Here is a 17,709-nt window from a genome sequence, read left to right as displayed (position 1 = left end):
CGCCTGCCAGAGAATTCTAATAATGCACATGCTCGGCGTCCGCCGCGTCTTCGTCCTTGTCGAGCGGCCACAATAAATGCGCGTCCAGCATTAAGCGGTAACGTGTTTCGCGCGCGTTGAGTTGTGCCAGCGCAGCGGCGAGGCCGGTTTCCAGTGCTTGACGACGCGCGTTCAGGGTTTCGCTCAAACTCGCTTCACCCAGACTGTAGGCGCGAGTCATGAGCCCGGCGTTGTGTTGCATGGCGTCTGCTGCCGTTTGCGCGCTTTGCCAGCTCTCATAGGCGCTGCTGGCGCTGGCGTAGGTGTTGATGATCTCGGCGTTGAGGCGGCGCAGGGTGTCGGCCTCGTTTTGAGCGGAGATGGAGGCTTGCGCCAGCGCAGCTGATTGTGTGGCCGCCCGTGCTGAACCAGACAACGGGATGGACAGGAATAATCCGGTGACCTGTTCCGCGCCGTTTCTTTCTGACGAGGTATTGAGTCCCACGGTAGGGTCGGGGGTGCGGTCGGCGCTGGCACGGTTGATGTGCAGTTGTGCGCGCTCCACTTCACCGCGTATCAGCGCCAGCTCGTGGTTGTGCTCAAGTATGCGTGTGCGCCAATAATCCAGATTTTCGCGCAACGGCTCCGGGGCCATAAATGCCGGATCAGCGGGCAGCGTGAGCCCGACATAGCGTTGCTGTATGTCAGTGGCCGCCATCTGCGCGCGCAGTTCGGCCTGTTTGAGCGCGTATGTGGCCTGCGCCAGTGCGGCCTCGCTGAGCGAACGTTCCAGCACCGGGGCGTCACCCGCCTCAATGCGTTTGTTGACGATGCCCAATTGCTGTTGCAACACCTCCACCTGTGCCTGCCACTGCTTGACCTGTGCATGTTCCTGCCGCCAGCTAAACCAAGAGCGCAACAGGGTGCGGCCGGACTCATGTAAAGCATCGCCCAGCGCCAGCCGCGCCTGACGCACGCCCTGTATACCTAACTGCTGATCAATGCGGGCCTTGCCGGGCAGGCGCAAGCCGCGCTCCAGCCCGGCCTCCCATTCGTTGAAATTGCCCTCGCTGTCGGTGTTGCGCTGTTTTGCGCCCAGCGTCACATTGAACTCGTATGGCCCGGCGTTGAGCCCGCGTTCGTTGGCCTGCTCCAGCTCAATGCCTGCCGCTGCGGCCTTGACCTGCGGGCTGTTCTCCATAACCTCGGTGACCACGGCTAGCGACGGCAAATCAGGGTAATCGGTCGCTCCCGGCATCCTGCCTTCCGCGACACTAGTGCGGCCCTGTACGTCGGTAAACGACGGCTGCTCTGCCGCCGTAGCCACGGTACAGACACCAAGAAAACCAGCTAATACAAGAATGCGTTTCACAGGAGACTCCCCGATTCCGTTACCGGAGTGATGTGGTAAACAATGTTGACGCGCGGTAGCGCCTGCTTGATGTCGTGCAACAGGGTTTGCGCATCGGCGTGCTGCATGATGATTTGCATCCGCACCTGCCGCGCATGGCCGCGCACCTTTTCGGTATTACTCTGATAGGCCACCGTGCGCCCGTGGCCCGCCACCTCGGAGATTGTGAAGTCGCTGGCCAGTGCGTCATGCTCCAGCAGCAGGTCGAGCAGGTTTTCTTCCAGTGCCTTGGGGGCGATCAGCGTCAAACAGCAATCGGGAGTATTCATACGGCGGCCTCCTTGGGGCCAACGCCAAAGCGGCGGTAGAGTATAGGCAGCAGAATCAGCGTCAGCAGCGTCGCGCTCACCAGGCCGCCAATCACAACGATCGCCAGGGGTTTCTGGATTTCCGATCCGGGGCCGCTGGCGAACAGCAACGGCACCAGACCAAAGGCGGCGATGCTGGCGGTCATCAGCACCGGGCGCAAACGCCGCTTGGCGCCTTCGACCACCACATCGGCGAGCGCCATGCCCTGCGCGCGCAGCTGGTTGAAGTAGCTCACCATCACCACGCCGTTCAACACCGCGATACCGAGCAAGGCGATAAAGCCGACCGAGGCGGGGACGGACAGGTATTCACCGGAGAGCCAGAGGGCGAACACGCCGCCGACCATGGCGAACGGAATGTTGGAAAGTACCAGCACGGCCTGACGTACCGAACCGAAGGTGGCGAACAGCAGTAGAAAGATCAGCCCCAGCGCCACCGGCACCACAATGGCGAGACGTGCAGCGGCGCGCTGCTGGTTTTCAAACTGCCCGCCCCAGCTCAACCGGTAGCCGTCGGGCAAGGGCACGCGCTCGCTCACCGCCTGTCTGGCTTCTTCCACAAAGCCGACCAGGTCGCGGTTGTGCACATTGGAGAGCGTCACCGCCATGCGGGCGCTGTTTTCGCGATCGATCTTGACCGGGCCGTCCACGCGCTGCAAGCGCGCCACCTGCGACAGCGGTACGCTGGCACCGTTCTCCAGCGTCAGCGTAAGACCGGCAAACAAGGTGGGCGAGGCGCGCACTGCATCGGCGCCGCGCAGCAATACTGGCGTGCGTCGCGCGCCTTCCAGCACCACGCCCAGGGTCTTGCCTTCCAGTTGCGAACGTAGCGCCGCGCCGATCTCGTCCACGCTCAGGCCCATGCGCCCGGCGGCGAGACGGTCTATCTCCAGTGTGAGATATTGCACGCCCTCGTTCTGCACGGTGTATACGTCCTGACTGCCGGGGACAGTCTTCAGTACGGTCTCGATTTCCGCCGCCAGGCGGTTGAGGACGGCAAGCTCCGGTCCGAACACCTTCACCGCCACGTCGCCGCGCACGCCGATAATCATCTCCTGCACGCGCATGTCTATCGGCTGGGTGAAGCTGTAGGAAATGCCGGGCAACTGATCGAGCACCTTACGCAGTTCATCTTTCAGCCACTCCACGTCGGGCTCGCGCCACTCGCTGCGCGGCTTGGTCTGGAGATAGGTGTCAGTCTGATTCAATCCCATCGGATCGAGCCCCAACTCATCGGCCCCGGCCCGCGCCACGATGCCGGTCACTTCCGGCACCTGGCTCATGATCGCCTGATGGATTTTCAGATCCAGCGCGGCCGTTTGTTCGATGCTGATGGACGGCAGCTTCTCGATGCCGACGATGAGGTCGCCTTCATCCATTTCCGGCATAAAGGTCTTGCCGGTTTGCAGGTACACCAACACAGTGAGCAGTAAGGCCACGCCGGCCACAGTCACCACGGTTTTCACATGTACCAAGGCCCAGCGCAATGTCGGCTCATACAGCGCGTTGGCCTTGCGCACCAGCCACGGTTCGCGGTGCGCCACCTGCTTCAGCAGAAATGAAGCCAGCACCGGGATGATGGTGAGCGACAGCAGCAGCGAGGCAGACAGGGCGAACACGATGGTGAGCGCGACCGGCACAAAGAACTTGCCTTCCAGACCCTGGAGTGTCAGCAGCGGCAGAAACACGATGATGATAATCAGAATGCCGGCCGTGACCGGTGCCGCCACTTCGCGTACCGCGCGATAAATCACATGCAGGCGCGGCAGCTTTGCGGCGCTCTTGTCGTGCGCCAGATGCGAGACGGTATTTTCCACCACCACCACGGCGGCATCCACCAGCCTGCCGATGGCAATCGCCAGCCCGCCCAGGCTCATCAGGTTGGCGGACATGCCGAACTGCCGCATCAGGATAAAGGTGGCCAAGGCCGCCAGTGGCAAGGTCAGCGCCACCACCAGCGCGGCGCGCAGGTTGCCGAGAAACAGCAGCAGCAGAATCACCACCAGCACGATGGCTTCCAGCAAGGCGGTAGACACCGTGCCGACTGCACGCTCTACCAGACTGCCGCGATCGTAAAATACCTCGGTCTTCACTCCTGCAGGGAGTGTGGGAGCAAGCTCTGCCAGTTTGTTACGCACGCCCTTCACCACTTGTTGTGCGTTCGCGCCGCGCAGGCCCAGTACCAGCCCTTGTACGGCCTCGCCCTGACCGTCCTTGGTTACCACGCCGTAGCGGGTGAGGCTGCCGATGCGCACTTCGGCCACATCGCCGACGCGTACCGGTGTGCCGCCGCGGCTGGTTACGACAATGGCGCGCAAGTCGTCCAGCGTCTTGATCGTGCCTTCCGCGCGCACCAGCAATACTTCTTCGCCGTCGGTGAGACGTCCGGCGCCGTCGTTGCGATTATTGGTTTCCAGCGCCGTTTGCAATTCACCCAAACCGATGCCGCGTGCGCGCAAGGCCATGTTGTCCGGCACCACCTCGAAGCTGCGCACCAGCCCGCCCAGCGCGTTGACATCGGCCACGCCCGGCAAGGTGCGCAGCGCCGGGCGGATCACCCAGTCGAGCAGGCTGCGGCGCTCCATGAGCGAGAGATCGCCGCCCTCAATGGTGAACATGAACATCTCACCCAGCGGCGTGGTGATCGGCGCGAGGCCGCCGGCAATGCCGGGCGGGAGATCGTCCGTGATGTTGTTGTAGCGCTCCGCGACCTGCTGCCGCGCCCAGTAGATGTCGGTGCCGTCCGCAAAGTCGAGCGTGATGTCGGTGAGCCCGTACTTGGTCACCGAGCGCAGGATTTTCTGGTTGGGGATGCCGAGCATCTCCACTTCGATGGGCGCGGTGATGCGCGCCTCAATTTCTTCCGGCGTCATGCCGGGGGCCTTGATGATGACCTTGACCTGGGTGGAGGAGACGTCGGGGAAGGCGTCGATGGGCAGGCCCTTGAAGGCGTAGCTGCCGCCCGCGATGAGCAGCAGCATCAGCAGCAGCATCAGCAGGCGCTGGGTCAGGGCGAATTCTACCAGGCGTGCGAGTATCATTCGCCGCCTCCGAGCCCTTGCCACGCGCCCTTCAGAGCGACTACGCCGCGCACCGCGATGCGCTCATCACCGCGCAACGGAGCTTGAATGGTGCTGGTCTGCGCCGCCGCGTTCACCACGGTCACCGCTTGCGCCCGGTATCCGCCTGGGGTTTGTATAAACACATACACCCGACCTTGCTGCCGTACCAGGGCCTGATTCGGTACGGCCCATTGCAGCGTGGCAGAATCTGCTGCGGCGATCTGGGCCTCTACCTGCTGGCCGGGGCGCAGGCGCTCCGCGCCTTCGGTCACCTCGGCGCGCACCATCACGGTCTGGTTGGCGCTGTCCACGCCCCGCCCCACCGACAACACCTTGCCGCTGGCCTGATAGGCGGGCACGCTGATGTTGTTGCCTGCTGCTGTCTGCGCAACGCCGGACAGCGGCACGGCGATCTCAAGCCACAGTGGCGCAAGACTCGCCACTTTATACAGCGGCGCCGTTGCCTCGGCGCGCTGGCCGGCGACCGCCAGTTGCTCCAGTACCACGCCAGCGATGGGCGAGACGATCTCGACCGTGCTGTTCAGCGTGCGCTGGTCGCGCGCACGCTTGATGGCCGATGCGCTCATGCCGTAGAGCGCCAGTAACTGCTCGCGCCCGGCCAGCTCGGCGGCGGCCTCGGCGTATGCATTTTTGGTCGCCAGATAGCGGCTCTGCGCGATGATGCCTTCATCGAACAATGCCTGATCGCGGCTGAGATTGTCGCGCTGTAACTGCGCGTGCGCCAGCGCCTGCAAAAATGCGCGCTGCGCTTCGACCAGCGCAGGGCTTTGCAGGCGTGCCAGCGCCTGTCCCTGTTTCACTTCCTCATTCACCGCTACCAGCATGGCCTGCACAAAGCCGTCCGTGGGCGCGCTGACCACGTGCATCTGGTTGTTGGGAATGACGACGTGCGCGGGAAGTCCCGCACCCAATGCGGCGTCCTGTTTCTGCAGGGGTGCGCTCATGATGTCCAGCGCCTGTGCCTGTTGCGCCGACAGCGCAATATCATCACCGGCATGCAGCACCGTGACATTAAAAATACTGCTCAATAGCAGACAGCTCACACGCAACTTGCGCATACCCTGTACTCCTGTAGCCTGACATCAAACAGCCAGGCCTGCTGAATTAGTGGAACCGTTTTCCAAATTCGCCCGAATGCAGCTGGCGACTAAAAAACTATGAACTGCGGGAGATTAAAAGAGGTAAGGCGGGGCGTGCGCGGGGGGTGAGGCAAAGTGCCAGCGTGGGACGGCGGTGCTGGCCGGGGGGGTAGCCGCAAGACGGGTCTGTGCCTGTGCCGAGGAGAGAGGGAATGTCAGCGCACCGGCATGGATGGCGTTGGAAGGCTTCTTGGGGAAGGTCTGCGTTGCCGCGACAGCCTGGGTATCCAGCACCTGGGCATCGTGGCAGTGGGACTGGTCACCGTCGAGGCAGTACAACTCCACAGTCACGTGCTGATGGATGCCGGATAGAGCGTGAGATTCCGCGTCAACATGGGCGTGCAACAGCGGCGAAAAACATTGCAGCAAGGCAAATAAAAGGATGGTAGACAGCTTGCTGCAGTAGTTCGCCATGGCCCTATGATAGCTCGAAGCGGCAATGGTTCCCAGTGGCCCTTGAATATAGACTCTTGTCTTGACGCAGCAGCCCGCCTACAGGCTGATGCGCGCAAATTTGCTATGATAGGCCGCATGAGTGCCCTGCTGAAACTGGACAAGATCGAATGCCGCTATCAGGAGCAGGTGGCGGTGCGTGATTTCTCCATGCACGTCAATGTGGGCGAGCTGGTGTGCCTGCTGGGGCCGTCCGGCTGCGGCAAGACTACGGCGTTGCGCGCCGTGGCCGGTTTCGAGCCGGTGGTGCAGGGCGAGATTACGCTGAGCGGCCACAGTATTTCACGCCCCGGTTATCTGTTGCCGCCGGAACTGCGCCAGATGGGCATGGTGTTTCAGGAGTACGCGCTGTTTCCGCACCTCAGTGTTACAGACAACATCTGTTTCGGCCTGCGCGGCCTCACCCGCAAGGCGCGCGACAACATGGCGCGGCGGCTGCTGGAGGTGGTCGGGCTGGAGGGGTTGGGGGGGCGTTATCCGCATGAGCTGTCCGGCGGCCAGCAGCAGCGCGTGGCGCTGGCCCGGGCGCTGGCGCCGCAGCCCGCGCTGATTCTGCTCGATGAGCCGTTCTCCAATCTGGATGTCGAGTTGCGCGAGCGCCTGAGCCAGGAGGTGCGCGCCATTCTGAAAGGCCAGGGCAGCACCGCGATACTTGTTACGCATGACCAGCACGAGGCCTTTGCCTGGGGCGACCAGATCGGGGTGATGGACGAAGGCCGGGTGTTGCAGTGGGATACGCCCTACAACCTGTACCACGAACCCAGTAATCGCTTCGTGGCCGATTTTATCGGTCAGGGGGTGCTGATGCGCGGTACCCTGATGACACCCGATACGGTGCAGACCGAAGTGGGCGCGATACAGGGCAATCGCGCTTACCCATGGCCGCAGGGTACCTCGGTGGAGGTGCTGCTGCGGCCGGATGATATTGTGCATGATGATGCCTCGCCGTTGCGAGCCGAGGTGTTGCACAAGGCATTCAAGGGCGCGGAGATCATGTACACCCTGCGCCTGCCGACCGGCTCGAAGGTGTTGTCTCTATTCCCCAGCCACCACAACCATGCGATAGGCGAGCAGGTAGGGATACGCTATGACGTGGATCACATGGTGGCGTTCAGGTGTTAAACGCAAACGCATCCAGTCTATTTTTGTGGGTGTAATTCCCTTTCAATCTGCTCCAGGCTGGTGTGGCGCACGTCCTTGCCCTTCACCAGATAAATCACGTATTCGCAGATGTTGCTGGCGTGGTCGCCGATGCGCTCCAGTGCGCGTGCGGCCCAGATCACGTTGAGCGCGCGCGAGATGGTGCGCGGGTCTTCCATCATGAAGGTGATCATCTGCCGGATCAGGCCGTCGTATTCCTTGTCCACCTGCAGGTCTTCGCGCGCCACGCGCAGCGCGGCCTCGGTGTCGAGGCGGGCAAAGGCGTCGAGCGCATCATGCACCATGCCGCGCACGTGGTTGCCGAGGTACTGGATTTCCATGTAATTGTTCTTGGGCCGCTCTTCGTCCGCCAGTCGCACCGCCATGCGGGCGATCTTTTCCGCCTCGTCGCCCATGCGCTCCAGGTCGGAGATGGTCTTGATGACCGCCATTACCATGCGCAGGTCGCTCGCGGCAGGCTGGCGGCGGGCGATGATCTGGTTGCACTCCTCGTCAATGGCGACTTCCATGCGGTTGACTTCATAGTCATTCGTGGCGACGGTGTTGGCGAGCTCCACATCACCCTTGACCAGGGCCTGTAACGCCTGGTCGATGTGCTGTTCGACCAGGCCCCCCATGGCGAGCACGCGCGTACGTATGTCTTCCAGTTCCTCGTTATACTGGCGTGATATGTGAGTCGAGATTTCGGGCTTCATTATGAGCGTTCCTTAGCCGTATCTGCCGGTAATGTAATCTTCCGTCTGTTTGTGGGTCGGGTTGGTGAACATGATGTCGGTGTCGCCGAACTCCACCAATTCGCCCAGATGCATGAATGCAGTATAGTCCGAAACACGCGCCGCCTGCTGCATGTTGTGCGTGACGATGAAGATGGTCACTTTCTGTTTCAGTACGGTGATGAGCTCCTCAATGGACGCCGTGGCGATCGGGTCGAGCGCCGAGGTCGGTTCGTCGAACAGCAGTATCTCGGGGTCGGTGGCCAGTGCGCGGGCGATACACAAACGCTGCTGCTGGCCGCCGGACAGATTGAAGGCGAGGTCGTGCAGGCGATCCTTGACCTCGTCCCACAGCGCCGCACCGCGTAGTGCCTCCTCGACCTTGTCATCCAGAAGACTGCGACGCTTGATGTCGCGTACACGCAGCCCGTAGGCCACGTTCTCGTATATTGACTTGGGGAAAGGGTTCGGTTTCTGGAACACCATCGAGATACGCATGCGCACCTCAATCGGATCCACGTTCTTGCCCAGGATATTGATGTTGTCCGGGTGGATCAGAACCTCGCCTTCGTAGCGGTTGTTGGGGTAGAGGTCGTGCATGCGGTTGAAGCAGCGCAGGAGCGTGGATTTGCCGCAGCCCGATGCACCAATGAGGGCGGTGATGCGCTTCTCGGCCAGATCAAGGTTGATGTCCTTGAGCGCCTGCACGGTGCCGCCGTAATAAAAATTGAGGCCGCGCACCTGCGCCTTGCTCGGCGGCAGGGCTGCTTTTGCCTCCATCTTTCCGGTACCCGGCACAGGCGGTTTGGTTACCCGGCTTAAGCTGGATGCGTGGAAGGGAGGGGGTGTGACGGGCTGTATCTCGGATTTGTTCATGGGTTCCCTGTTACCATTTTATGCGCTTGCGGAAGCGGTAGCGGATGACGATGGCCACTGCGTTCATCGCCAGCGTCATGATGATGATCACCACACCGGCCGCTGCCGCGTTGTCCAGGAATGCCGCTTGCGGCCGCGATACCCAACTGAACATCTGGATCGGCAGCACTGTGAACGGCGCGAACAGCCAGTCGAACGAGACAAAGGGCGGCTCACTTGTGAACGGTGACGGCGGCAGGAAGGCAATAAAAGTGAGCGCGCCGATGGTGATGATCGGCGCGGTCTCGCCGATCGAGCGGGCCATGCCGATGATCACGCCGGTCAGAATGCCGGCCGTGGAGTAGGGCAGCACATGCTGTGAGACGGTTTGCCACTTGGTGGCGCCCAGGGCATAGGCCGCCTCGCGGATACTGGCGGGAATGGCGCGTATCGCTTCGCGCGTCGCTACTATCACCACCGGCAGGATCAGCAGGCCGAGCGTCAGTCCTGCGGCGAGCACGCTCTCGCCAAGGTCGAACTGGTACACGAACAAACCCAGCGCCAGCAAGCCATAGATGATGGATGGCACACCCGCCAGGTTGGTGACGTTGATCTCGATCAGATCCGTCATCCAGTTGCGCGGCGCGTATTCCTCAAGATAGATGCCGGCGGCGATGCCGAGCGGCACCCCGGACAGGGCCGTGACCAGCATCACCAGAATGGTGCCGACCCAGGACGAGAGGATGCCGGCCTCCAGCGGATGACGCGAGGGGAAGGAGGTGAGGAACTGCCAGGTGAGCCGCGATGAACCGTCAATGAGCAGATCCATGAACAGCGCAATCAGTGTGATCACGCCGACCATCATCGCCAGCAGGCCGATAATGGCGAAGATCTGGTCCCAGCGCTTGTGGCGGCCGATGAGGGCGCGGATGTCTTCGATCTTGGTGTCGGCAGGATTGGACATCAGTACACCTCGCGGAAGCGTTTACGCAACCGGTGGCCGATCACATTAAACAGCAGCGTCATCATCAGTAGCACCAGGCCGACTGCGAAAATGCTCTGGTACTCAAGGCTGCCGTGCGGCAGATCGCCGAGGCTTACCTGCACGATATAGGCGGTGATGGTGGCCGCGCCTTCGAGCGGGTTCCAGGTCAGGTTCGGCTGGGTACCGGCGGCGACCGCCACCACCATGGTTTCGCCGACGGCGCGCGAGATGCCGAGGATGTAGGCGGCCACGATGCCGGAGGTGGCGGCCGGGGTTACTACCCGGATGGCGGTCTGGAAGCGCGTCGCGCCCATGGCGTAGGAGCCCTCGCGGATGTGCATGGGCACAGCGCGCATCGCGTCCTCGCTTACCGAACTTACGTAGGGGATGATCATGATGCCGATCACGATACCGGCGCCGAGCATGTTGAAGCCGGGCAGGTCGGGAATGAAGATCTGCAGCAGCGGTGTGACGAACAACAGCGCGAAATAGCCGTACACCACGGTTGGCACGCCCTCCAGCAGTTCAAGGAAAGGCTTGACGGTCTCGCGTACCCGGTGCGGCGCGAACTCGCTCAGGTAGATCGCGGTGATGGTGCCGATAGGTACCGCAATGGCGAGCGCTACCGCAGCCGTTACCAGGGTGCCTGCCACCAGCGGCAGGACACCGAAGTGCTTGATGGAAAACAGCGGGGTCCACTGGGTGTCGGTCAGAAACTCGACAATCGAGACATGCTCAAAAAACCCCAGGGATTCGTACACCAGAATAACCACAATGGCGATGGTCACGGCGACGGCGGAGAACGCCGCCAGGAACAGGATGCCATGAATGATGCGCTCCAGCAGGTGCCGCCGGATATGATAAGCAAATCGTGAGGGTGCTGGTTGGCTCATTGGGTCAGGGCGATTTGCTGAGGAAATAATGACAAGAAAATCGATGATAAAATACGATTGTTACAGTTAGATGACAGGCCACGATGCCAGGCCGTGTGAGCTGTGTATGGCCTATTACTTGGCAAGGCCGGAAAAAGAAAGGGCGCCCGAGGACGCCCTTTCGCCACCCAAAATCCACAGGACTCCGGATTACAGCTTGCCCTCGCGCTGCAGCAGTTCCTCAACGCGGACGCCGACTTCGTTGTGACCGCCGAAGCCCGTACCGAGCTTCTTGCTGTTGAGGTTCTTGAGCGCCAGTTCGTAGTGCTCTTTGCCGAGCGGCACATAGCCCACTTCCTTGACCAGCTTCGGGGCATTATTCAGGTAGAAGTTCATGAACTCCTTCACTTCCGGTTTGTCCATGGACTTGGCGTTCACGTAGATGAAGATCGGACGCGCCAGCGGCTGGTAAGTGCCGGCCATGACGGTCCCGAGCGCAGGCTCAACCCCCGTGGTGGCGCCTTTATTGATGATCGGCACCGCTTTCAGCTTGCCTTGGTTTTCCTCGTAATAGGCGAGGCCGAAATAACCCAGGGCGTACTTGTTGCCCGCCACACCCTGCACCAGCGTGTTGTCGTCCTCGCTCGCAGTGAAGTCGCCGCGCGAGGCCTTTTCCTTGCCGTTGATGGCGTCGGTGAAGTAGTCGAAGGTGCCCGAATCGGCGCCCGGCCCGAACAGCACCAGCTTCTCATTCGGCCACGCCGGGTTGACGTCGCTCCACTTCATGATCGCGCCCTGGGCGGCTGGCTCCCACATCTTTTTCAGTTCCTCGACCTTGAGTTCCTTTATCCAGTCGTTCTTCGGGTTCACGACTACGGTCAGGGCGTCGAACGCTACCGGTAGCTCGATGTATTCCACGCCCTTGGGGCCGATGCGTGGGCCGCTGATGGTTGATGTGCCGTCAAAGCCGGCATTTTTGCAGGCGTCCATTTCTTTCTTTGCGATGGGGCGCGAGGCATTGGAGATGTCGGTTTCGCCACGGCAGAACTTCTTGAAGCCGCCGCCGGTGCCGGACACGCCCACCGTCACCTTGAGTTTGCCTTGCTTGGCCTTCTGGAACTCCTCGGCTACCGCCTCGGTGATGGGGAATACAGTGCTGGAGCCATCGACCTTGATAATCTCTGCGGCATGCACGGCGAACGCGGGGAGCATCAACATCAGTGCCGCTGCGCCGCGTAATAGCTGTTTAACTTGCATTGAAACTACCTCCTGAATTATTGGCCGGATCTGAAACTGGCGCCAGAATGACAGGGAAAAATGACAGTTTGATTAAGGTGTCTCTGATCCCTCAGGGGTGGTGCGCGGCGGGTAGGGCAGGGGCTTGAGCGGGTGAGTGCGCGGTTCCGGTTGCAGTGTTACGTGGTCTATGGCGTAACATTCATGCAACAGCGCGCGCAGGCTGGCAAGCACCTCATGCCAGCCGCGCAGGTCGTCCACCACCACATGGGCGGAGAGTGCCACTACCCCTGACGAAAGCGTCCAGATGTGCAGGTCATGGATTGAGCCCACGCCTCGCACGGCTGCCAGCGCGTTGCCGATTTCGGCAAGGTCTAGCTCGGGCGGCACGCCCTCCATGATGATGTGCAGCGCATCGCGCAGCAGGTGCAGGCTGGAGTACAGGATGAGGGCGCAGATCGCGAGGGCGAGCAGCGGGTCGGCCGGCGTCCAGCCGGTGAAGTGGATCACGAGGCCGGAGACCAGTGCTGCGGCGGAGCCGAGCAGGTCAGCCAGCACATGCAGCAGCGCGCCGCGCAGGTTGAGCGACTGCTCGCTGCGCATCAACCGGCCCGCCACCAGCGCGTTGACCAGCAGCCCGACCGCGGCCACGGCCATCACTACCGAGCCCGTCACAGGTTGCGGCGCCTGCAGGCGTTCTACTGCCGCCCAGCCGATGGCACCGATGATTGCGAGCATGAACAGGCCGTTGATCAGCGCCACCACCACTTCGGCCCGCCCCAGTCCGTAGGAGTGGCGGGCGGAGGGCGGGCGGCGCATGACCCAGGCCGCGAAGGCGGCCAGTCCCAGTGCAGCGCTGTCCGTGACCATGTGTGCCGCATCGCCCAAGAGGGCCAGCGAGCCCGACCACCAGCCCGCCACGGCTTCGACCAGGGCAAAGCCCAGCGTGAGCAGTATGGCGCTGATGTACACGGCCGGGCGACCGGAGCGTGCGTGGGTAGGGGCGTGAGGGTGCGATAATGACATGGCGCATGACAGCAGGGTTCAGCTGGATACCAGTATAGACGTCATTGGCCGTCTTATGGGATATGGTGGCAGGGTATCCTGCCGATACATAATGGAAATGGGCAGGGGAATACGCGCGGAGCACAGGATGACGTTGGGCAGGTTCGTCGGGTATGTGGCTCTTCTGGTTAGCGGCATGCTGGCGCTGATAATGGCCGGCTGTACGCCGCAGCCACCACCGCCGTTGCGTGTCGGCACCAATGTCTGGCTGGGGTATGAGCCGCTGTATCTGGCGCGCGATCTCGGTTACTTCGAGGGTGGGCCGGTACATCTGGTGGAGTATGCCTCGGCGACCGAGGTTCTCCGTGCCTTTCGCAACCACGCCGTTGAGGCCGCGGCACTCACGCTGGACGAGGCGCTGCTGCTGCTCGATTCTGGTCAGCAGCCACGCGTGGTGCTGGTCATGGATGTTTCCAATGGCGCCGATGTGATTTTGGGCAGGGCAGGCATGCGCGGGCTGGGTGATCTCAAAGGCCGACGCATCGGGGTGGAGCACGGTGCGCTGGGTGCCTATGTGCTTGCCCGCGCGCTTACACTGGCAGGCATGACGCTGGATGAGATACAGGTAGTGCCGCTGCCTGCTGTTGCGCACGAGCGGGCATTTCTGCAGCATGAGGTAGATGCGGTCGTGACCTTTGAGCCGGTGCGCACCCGGCTGTTGCAGCAAGGTGCGGCCAAACTGTTTGACAGCAGCCAGATTCCGGGCGAGATCGTTGATGTACTGGTGGTGCGATCCGATTATCTGGAGCGTGAGGCTGCTGCGGTAGCAGGTCTGGTGCAGAACTGGTTTCGTGCCCTGGCCTATGTCGAGCTGCACCCGGAGGACGCTGCCGCACGCATGAGGCCGCGCCTGGCCTTGGATGCGGACGAGATTCAGGCCGCATGGCAGTTATTGCGGATTCCAGATATCGCGCGGAACCTGCGCATGATCCGTGGATCCGGGGCCGAATTGCTGGCTCCTGTCAGGTATATGCAACACAGCATGCGGGCGCAGAAATTGCTGCGCCAGGACATGGAGGCCACGGCATTGCTGGATGCCAGTGTCATTGAAAAAGTGATGCCATGAAACAGTTGCTCCTGTTCCCCCTGCGGATCATGATCCCTGTGCTGTTGCTGCTGCTGACAGCGGTATGGAGCGCCTATACCCTGTATCAGGGCACCCGCACCGAAGACCACCGCATCGAAACCCTGGCCCGTGATCAGCTGATTCAGGACATGACGGACATGCAGCGTCTGCTTGAGTATCTGGTGGGCCTGGGCGGCATGGAGGCGGCTGCAATCGAAATCGCCTCGGCAGGGTCGAACTCCGGTCTGATACATGCGGTGCTGATAGATGAGGGCGACATCATACGTCATGCCACGCGCAGGGCCTGGATCGGTATGCCGGTAAAGCAGGCGTTGCCGGACTTTGACGAGGGCATGGTGGCGCGAGCCCGTGACACGCTGGCCGGTGAGGTGGTATTGGCGGAAGACCGCAACTCGGTGGCCGGCTACTATCCCGTGGTGCTGGGTGCGCACAGCAATGAATTGCGCCCGTCGCGGACTGGCATCCTGCACATGCGCTACGACCTGCGCAACCGCAAGCAGGCCGGGCGGTACAGTGTGCAGAATCATGTATGGGATTCGACCGTGTTCATGGCGGGCCTGGCTCTGTTGCTGTGGGTATTTGCCCACTTTGTGGTGACGCGACGGGTGGCGCGTATCGTCCATACCGCTGAACGTCTCGCCGCCGGGGATCACACCGCGCAGACCGGTTTGCGCGGCAATGACGAGCTCGGGCGTATTGGCCAGGCCTTCGACCAGATGGCGCGCACGATCGAGGCCGATAACGCCCGTCTCATCGAAAGCACGCTGTTGCTGGAGCACCAGGCGCTGCACGACTCGCTTACCAACCTTCCCAATCGTGCCTTGCTGGAGGATCGCCTGCAGCAGGTCATCCGTGCGGCGGCACGTGACAGCAAGCCGTTTGCGCTGCTGGTGATGGATCTTGACCGCTGCAAGGAGGTGAACGACAGCCTCGGCCATCAGTATGGTGACCAGTTGCTGCAACAGGTGGCGCTGCGACTGCAGACCACGCTGCGTAAATCAGACACCGTTGCCCGGCTGGGGGGCGATGAGTTTGCCGTGCTGCTGGTCGGTGCGGAGGGTGAGCAGGCCATGCGCACCGCAGACATGCTGATCAATGCGCTGGCTGTGGAGTTTCATGTCCAGGGACGGCTGCTGGAGGTGAGCGCCAGCATCGGCATCGCCCTGTTTCCGGCGCACGGCGCAGATAATGTTACGCTGCTGCGCCGTGCGGACGTAGCCATGTACGTGGCCAAGCGCAGCCATAGCGGTTATGCGCTGTATGACCAGGAGCAGGATCAGGACAGCCTGCGCCAGTTGATGCTGAGCAGTGAGCTCAATCACGCCATTGCAGGACAGCAGCTGCTGTTGCACTACCAGCCCAAGATTGCCTTTGCAACCGGGCAAGTGGCCGGCGCCGAGGCCCTGGTGCGTTGGCAGCATCCGCAGCGTGGCCTGATACTGCCGGATGATTTTATCCCGCTCGCCGAGCGTACCGGCCTGATATGCGATCTGACGCGGTTTGTGCTGCATGAGGCGATACGCCAGTGTGCAGCGTGGCGCAGTGCCGGGGTCGGGATACCGCTCGCAGTCAACCTCTCGGCGCGCGACCTGCAGGAGGAGCAGCTTGCGGAGTTCGTGGCCTTGTCTCTGGCCGAGCACGATGTGCCGCCTGCCAGCCTGGAGATCGAAATCACTGAGAGTGTGATCATGACTGACCCGGCGCGCGCACTGGACATGTTGACGCAGTTGCATGCCATGGGCGTAGGCCTTTCCATCGACGACTTTGGCACGGGTTATTCATCGCTGGCCTATCTCACCAAGCTGCCGGTGAATACGCTCAAGATCGACAAGTCGTTTGTGATGAACATGGTGCAGGATGGCAGCGCTGCTGCGATTGTTCACTCCACCATAGATCTCGCACATCATCTGGGCCTCAGGGTCGTGGCGGAAGGTGTGGAGAGTCAGGCGGTGTGGGACATGCTGGCAGATTGGGGCTGTGATGTGGCGCAAGGCTACTTCCTGGGCCGGCCACAGGCAGTAGCCGATTTCACCGCCTGGCTCGGGCAGACTCCGCTCACCTCACGGCGGGTGCAACGCAGCCTGCGGCAGACGAGTAACTGATCAGGCGCTGCTTCTTTGCCAGTGGCCGGATTCTCCGCCCGCTTTTTCCATGAGACGGATGTCAGTCAGCGTCATGCCGCGATCCACTGCCTTGCACATGTCGTAAATGGTCGCGAGTGCGACTTCCACCGCGATCAGCGCCTCCATCTCTACGCCGGTGGGTCCGTACGTTTCGACGCTGGCGGTGCAAAGTACCGCGGCTGCATCGGCTACAGGTTCAAGGCGGATGTCGAGATGCGTCAATACCAGCGGGTGGCACAGCGGGATCAGGTCGGCGGTTTTTTTTGCCGCCATGATGCCTGCCACGCGCGCGATGCCGAGCACGTCACCCTTGGCGTGGGCGCCTTGCAGGATCAGCCCGAGGGTGGCGGGTTGCATGAGGATGCGCCCCTCGGCGCATGCCCGGCGGCGGGTGGCGTCTTTGCCGCCTACGTCCACCATGTGCACCTCGCCGCGCCGGTTGAAATGGCCTAGTTTATGTATGGTTTTTGACACGCGTGCGTGGTGCTACACTTTGAAGTAAGGTGATTAGCGTAAAGTATTTTGCTGGCCTGCGCGAGTACATGGGGCGCACGGAAGAGCACGTCGAGGCCGCGCATGCACGGAGTGTGGCCGAGGTCTGGGCCGGGGTCGCGCGCGGCGCGCCGTGGCCTGCCAATATGCTGGCAGCGGTAAATCACACATATGCCGACGCGCAGCAGCAAGTATTTGATGGGGACGAGGTGGCTTTTTTCCCGCCAGTCACCGGAGGCTAGAGGCAGGGGGCCAGTGGCCAGTGAAAAACGTCTCAGTTCCCAGGCCCTGGATTAAAGACATGACCATTTTCGTCCGTGAAACCCCGCTCGACCCCTGGGCCGAGTTAGCCGCTTATCAAAACCAACGGGCAGCAACGGGCGGCTACGGCGCCACCGCCGTTTTTGTGGGTACCCTGCGCGACTTCAATCAGGGCGAGACGGTTACGGGCATGACGCTGGAGCACTACCCCGGCATGACCGAGAAATACCTCGATGCCATCTGCGCCGAGGCCATGCAGCGCTGGCCGATCATCGATGCGCTCATCGTGCACCGCACCGGCGCCGTGGCTCCCGGCGATAGCCTGGTGCTTGCCGCCGTCTGGGCCGTGCACCGTGCCGAGGCGTTTGCGGCCTGCCGTTATCTGGTCGAAGAACTCAAGACCCGCGCCCCGCTCTGGAAGCGTGAACAGGTGGGCGAGGCCGCGCGCTGGGTGGAGCACAACACGCCGGGATAAGCGCCCCCGCA

17 protein-coding genes are annotated in these 17,709 nt (G+C 62.0%); 5 read left to right on the top strand and 12 right to left on the bottom strand.

Going from position 1 to position 17,709, the window contains the following annotated elements; all coding sequences use genetic code 11:
* Nucleotides 1–16 precede the first annotated feature (16 nt).
* From Q8L89_07005 to Q8L89_06985, 5 genes are all read right to left on the bottom strand, one after another.
* Nucleotides 17–1,351 (bottom strand): TolC family protein, encoded by a 1,335-nt coding sequence (locus tag Q8L89_07005; GenBank protein ID MDP1708795.1) that lies wholly within the window; start codon nucleotides 1,349–1,351, stop codon nucleotides 17–19.
* The gene (locus tag Q8L89_07000) at nucleotides 1,348–1,659 is read right to left on the bottom strand and encodes a DUF3240 family protein (GenBank protein MDP1708794.1); all 312 of its coding nucleotides are present in this window, start codon (nucleotides 1,657–1,659) and stop codon (nucleotides 1,348–1,350) included. Before Q8L89_07000 ends, Q8L89_07005 begins: the two co-directional genes overlap by 4 nt.
* Nucleotides 1,656–4,736: a CusA/CzcA family heavy metal efflux RND transporter gene (locus tag Q8L89_06995; protein MDP1708793.1), complete on the bottom strand. Its 3,081-nt coding sequence runs from the start codon at nucleotides 4,734–4,736 to the stop codon at nucleotides 1,656–1,658. Before Q8L89_06995 ends, Q8L89_07000 begins: the two co-directional genes overlap by 4 nt.
* On the bottom strand, nucleotides 4,736–5,839 hold the full coding sequence (locus tag Q8L89_06990) for an efflux RND transporter periplasmic adaptor subunit (GenBank protein MDP1708792.1): 1,104 nt from the start codon (nucleotides 5,837–5,839) through the stop codon (nucleotides 4,736–4,738). Before Q8L89_06990 ends, Q8L89_06995 begins: the two co-directional genes overlap by 1 nt.
* Before the next feature lie 114 nt (nucleotides 5,840–5,953).
* The gene (locus Q8L89_06985; protein ID MDP1708791.1) at nucleotides 5,954–6,334 is read right to left on the bottom strand and encodes a hypothetical protein; all 381 of its coding nucleotides are present in this window, start codon (nucleotides 6,332–6,334) and stop codon (nucleotides 5,954–5,956) included.
* A gap of 117 nt (nucleotides 6,335–6,451) precedes the next feature.
* On the opposite strand from Q8L89_06985, the gene Q8L89_06980 reads away from it, so the two are divergent.
* Complete coding sequence (locus Q8L89_06980; GenBank protein ID MDP1708790.1) at nucleotides 6,452–7,495, top strand: ABC transporter ATP-binding protein; 1,044 nt, start codon at nucleotides 6,452–6,454, stop codon at nucleotides 7,493–7,495.
* 17 nt (nucleotides 7,496–7,512) lie between these two features.
* On the opposite strand, the gene phoU is transcribed toward Q8L89_06980, so the two are convergent.
* The 6 genes from phoU to Q8L89_06950 form a co-directional block, all read right to left on the bottom strand.
* A complete protein-coding gene (phoU, locus tag Q8L89_06975) occupies nucleotides 7,513–8,229 on the bottom strand; it encodes a phosphate signaling complex protein PhoU (GenBank protein ID MDP1708789.1) in 717 nt (238 codons plus the stop codon).
* Between the two features lie 12 nt (nucleotides 8,230–8,241).
* The gene (gene pstB / locus Q8L89_06970) at nucleotides 8,242–9,027 is read right to left on the bottom strand and encodes a phosphate ABC transporter ATP-binding protein PstB (GenBank protein MDP1708788.1); all 786 of its coding nucleotides are present in this window, start codon (nucleotides 9,025–9,027) and stop codon (nucleotides 8,242–8,244) included.
* 106 nt (nucleotides 9,028–9,133) lie between these two features.
* A complete protein-coding gene (pstA, locus tag Q8L89_06965; protein ID MDP1708787.1) occupies nucleotides 9,134–10,066 on the bottom strand; it encodes a phosphate ABC transporter permease PstA in 933 nt (310 codons plus the stop codon).
* The gene (gene pstC / locus Q8L89_06960; protein MDP1708786.1) at nucleotides 10,066–10,980 is read right to left on the bottom strand and encodes a phosphate ABC transporter permease subunit PstC; all 915 of its coding nucleotides are present in this window, start codon (nucleotides 10,978–10,980) and stop codon (nucleotides 10,066–10,068) included. The genes pstA and pstC overlap by 1 nt, the downstream gene beginning before the upstream one ends.
* Before the next feature lie 189 nt (nucleotides 10,981–11,169).
* Nucleotides 11,170–12,216: a PstS family phosphate ABC transporter substrate-binding protein gene (locus Q8L89_06955; GenBank protein MDP1708785.1), complete on the bottom strand. Its 1,047-nt coding sequence runs from the start codon at nucleotides 12,214–12,216 to the stop codon at nucleotides 11,170–11,172.
* 72 nt (nucleotides 12,217–12,288) lie between these two features.
* Nucleotides 12,289–13,221, bottom strand: a complete 933-nt coding sequence (locus tag Q8L89_06950) for a cation diffusion facilitator family transporter (protein MDP1708784.1) — start codon at nucleotides 13,219–13,221, stop codon at nucleotides 12,289–12,291.
* A 154-nt stretch (nucleotides 13,222–13,375) separates the two neighbouring features.
* On the opposite strand from Q8L89_06950, the gene Q8L89_06945 reads away from it, so the two are divergent.
* Complete coding sequence (locus tag Q8L89_06945) at nucleotides 13,376–14,326, top strand: ABC transporter substrate-binding protein (protein MDP1708783.1); 951 nt, start codon at nucleotides 13,376–13,378, stop codon at nucleotides 14,324–14,326.
* Nucleotides 14,323–16,449 carry an EAL domain-containing protein gene (locus Q8L89_06940; protein MDP1708782.1) on the top strand — a complete coding sequence of 709 codons (2,127 nt, stop codon included), beginning with the start codon at nucleotides 14,323–14,325 and terminating at the stop codon, nucleotides 16,447–16,449. Before Q8L89_06945 ends, Q8L89_06940 begins: the two co-directional genes overlap by 4 nt.
* Here Q8L89_06940 and moaC read toward each other — a convergent pair whose 3' ends face one another.
* Nucleotides 16,450–16,932, bottom strand: coding sequence for a cyclic pyranopterin monophosphate synthase MoaC (gene moaC, locus Q8L89_06935; GenBank protein MDP1708781.1), 483 nt, complete (start codon nucleotides 16,930–16,932; stop codon nucleotides 16,450–16,452).
* Between the two features lie 41 nt (nucleotides 16,933–16,973).
* On the opposite strand from moaC, the gene Q8L89_06930 reads away from it, so the two are divergent.
* Both Q8L89_06930 and Q8L89_06925 read left to right on the top strand, forming a co-directional pair.
* A complete protein-coding gene (locus tag Q8L89_06930) occupies nucleotides 16,974–17,204 on the top strand; it encodes a MoaD/ThiS family protein (GenBank protein ID MDP1708780.1) in 231 nt (76 codons plus the stop codon).
* A 59-nt stretch (nucleotides 17,205–17,263) separates the two neighbouring features.
* Nucleotides 17,264–17,698 carry a molybdenum cofactor biosynthesis protein MoaE gene (locus Q8L89_06925; GenBank protein MDP1708779.1) on the top strand — a complete coding sequence of 145 codons (435 nt, stop codon included), beginning with the start codon at nucleotides 17,264–17,266 and terminating at the stop codon, nucleotides 17,696–17,698.
* The last annotated feature ends 11 nt before the right edge of the window (nucleotides 17,699–17,709 follow it).

Source organism: Gammaproteobacteria bacterium, from assembly GCA_030680605.1.
Lineage (GTDB): Bacteria > Pseudomonadota > Gammaproteobacteria > SURF-13 > SURF-13 > JAQBXX01.
This window is presented reverse-complemented; position numbering and strand designations above follow the sequence as displayed.

Bases quoted from the DNA above. Each gene is read 5' to 3' on its own strand.
- Q8L89_06985 (MDP1708791.1), bottom strand. From the start codon at position 6,334: ATGGCGAACTACTGCAGCAAGCTGTCTACCATCCTTTTATTTGCCTTG.
- Q8L89_07000 (MDP1708794.1), bottom strand. From the start codon at position 1,659: ATGAATACTCCCGATTGCTGTTTGACGCTGATCGCCCCCAAGGCACTG.
- Q8L89_06940 (MDP1708782.1), top strand. From the start codon at position 14,323: ATGAAACAGTTGCTCCTGTTCCCCCTGCGGATCATGATCCCTGTGCTG.
- pstC (MDP1708786.1), bottom strand. From the start codon at position 10,980: ATGAGCCAACCAGCACCCTCACGATTTGCTTATCATATCCGGCGGCAC.
- Q8L89_06990 (MDP1708792.1), bottom strand. From the start codon at position 5,839: ATGCGCAAGTTGCGTGTGAGCTGTCTGCTATTGAGCAGTATTTTTAAT.
- phoU (MDP1708789.1), bottom strand. From the start codon at position 8,229: ATGAAGCCCGAAATCTCGACTCACATATCACGCCAGTATAACGAGGAA.
- pstA (MDP1708787.1), bottom strand. From the start codon at position 10,066: ATGTCCAATCCTGCCGACACCAAGATCGAAGACATCCGCGCCCTCATC.
- Q8L89_06950 (MDP1708784.1), bottom strand. From the start codon at position 13,221: ATGTCATTATCGCACCCTCACGCCCCTACCCACGCACGCTCCGGTCGC.
- pstB (MDP1708788.1), bottom strand. From the start codon at position 9,027: ATGGAGGCAAAAGCAGCCCTGCCGCCGAGCAAGGCGCAGGTGCGCGGC.
- Q8L89_06955 (MDP1708785.1), bottom strand. From the start codon at position 12,216: ATGCAAGTTAAACAGCTATTACGCGGCGCAGCGGCACTGATGTTGATG.
- Q8L89_06980 (MDP1708790.1), top strand. From the start codon at position 6,452: ATGAGTGCCCTGCTGAAACTGGACAAGATCGAATGCCGCTATCAGGAG.
- Q8L89_06925 (MDP1708779.1), top strand. From the start codon at position 17,264: ATGACCATTTTCGTCCGTGAAACCCCGCTCGACCCCTGGGCCGAGTTA.